Here is a 1,481-nt window from a genome sequence, read left to right as displayed (position 1 = left end):
CCGAGCCGGGCACGGCGGAGGCGGAGGCGCTGGACCAGACCGGGTGGGCGCAGCCGGCGTTGTTCGCGGTGGAGACGGCGTTGTTCCGGCTGGTGGAGTCGTGGGGTGTGCGGCCGGAGGTGCTGGCCGGGCATTCGATCGGGGAGATCACCGCGGCGCATGTGGCCGGGGTGCTGTCCCTTCAGGATGCCTGCGCCCTGGTCGCGGCCCGGGCGCGGCTGATGCAGGCGCTCCCGGTCGGCGGGGCGATGGTGGCGGTGCAGGCGTCCGATGAGGAGGTCGCCGAGCTGCTGGCCGGGTGTGAGAACGAGGTGTCGATCGCTGCCGTCAACGGTCCGCGCTCGGTGGTGATCTCCGGGGTCGAGCAGGCCGTGCTCGAACTCGCGGACACGCTGGCGGAGCGGGGGCACAAGACTCGGCGGCTTCGGGTGTCGCACGCGTTCCATTCGCCGTTGATGGAGCCGATGCTGGAGGACTTCCGCGCCCTGGCCCGGACCCTGACGTACAGTCCGCCGGAGATTCAGGTGGTCTCGAACCTGACCGGCGAGGTGGCCACGGACGAGGAGCTGTGCTCGCCGGACTACTGGGTGAACCAGGTTCGCGGCGCGGTCCGCTTCGCCGAGGGCGTCCGGACGCTGCACCGCCAGGGCGTACGGGCGTATCTGGAGCTGGGCCCCGAAGGCACCCTGACGGCCATGGCCGCCGACACCCTCGCCGCCGAGGTGGACGCGCACGATGCCGTGCTCGTGCCGATGGTGCGCAAGGACCGCGACGAGCACGCGGCGGCGATGACCGCCCTGGCCGAGCTGCACGTGCGCGGGGTGCCGATCGACTGGCAGGCGGTGCTCCCGCGCGGACGCCGCGTCGACCTGCCCACCTACCCGTTCCAGCACGAGTGGTACTGGCCCCGCTCCCAGCGAATGGGCGACCTTCGCAACCTGGGGCAGGCCGCGGCGGGGCATCCTCTGCTGGGCGCCGCCGTGGCGCTGGCAGCTTCGGACGGCGTCCTGCTGACCGGCCAGCTCTCGCTGCGGTCGCAAGGCTGGCTGGCCGATCACGTCGTGGACGGGAAGGTGCTGTTCCCCGGCACCGCCTTCCTGGAGCTGGCGATCCGCGCCGGCGACCAGGTCGGCTGCGACGTGGTGGAAGAGCTGACCCTGGCCGCGCCGCTCGTACTCACCGAGACCGACGCCGTCGCGGTGCAGGTGTGGGTGGGTCCGGAGGAGTCGGGCAGACGTGACCTGAGCATCCACACCCGGCCTGCTCAGGCCGCCGAAGACGAGCCGTGGGTACGGCACGCTGTCGGCGTCCTCGCCGCCGGCGAGCAGAACGGCGAGCGACTCGACACCGAGGTCTGGCCGCCGCGGGGGGCGTCCGCGATCGAGCTGGACGGTCTGTATGAGCAGCTCGCCGAGGGCGGGCTGAGCTACGGGCCGCTGTTCCAGGGGCTGCGGGCGGCCTGGCGGCGTGATGATGAGATC

At 72.5% G+C, this 1,481-nt stretch carries 1 protein-coding gene; it reads left to right on the top strand.

Annotated features, from left to right (window positions below):
* Positions 1–1,481, top strand: a 1,481-nt coding sequence (locus AB0J58_RS45010; RefSeq protein WP_364227990.1) for an acyltransferase domain-containing protein, incomplete at both ends; no start/stop codon positions are given.

Origin of the sequence: Streptosporangium sp. NPDC049644, from assembly GCF_040675205.1 — a bacterium.
In the GTDB taxonomy this organism is placed as follows: Bacteria; Actinomycetota; Actinomycetes; order Streptosporangiales; family Streptosporangiaceae; genus Streptosporangium; species Streptosporangium fukuiense.
Note: the sequence above shows the minus strand (reverse complement) of the source record. Positions and strands in the feature narration are given on the sequence as shown.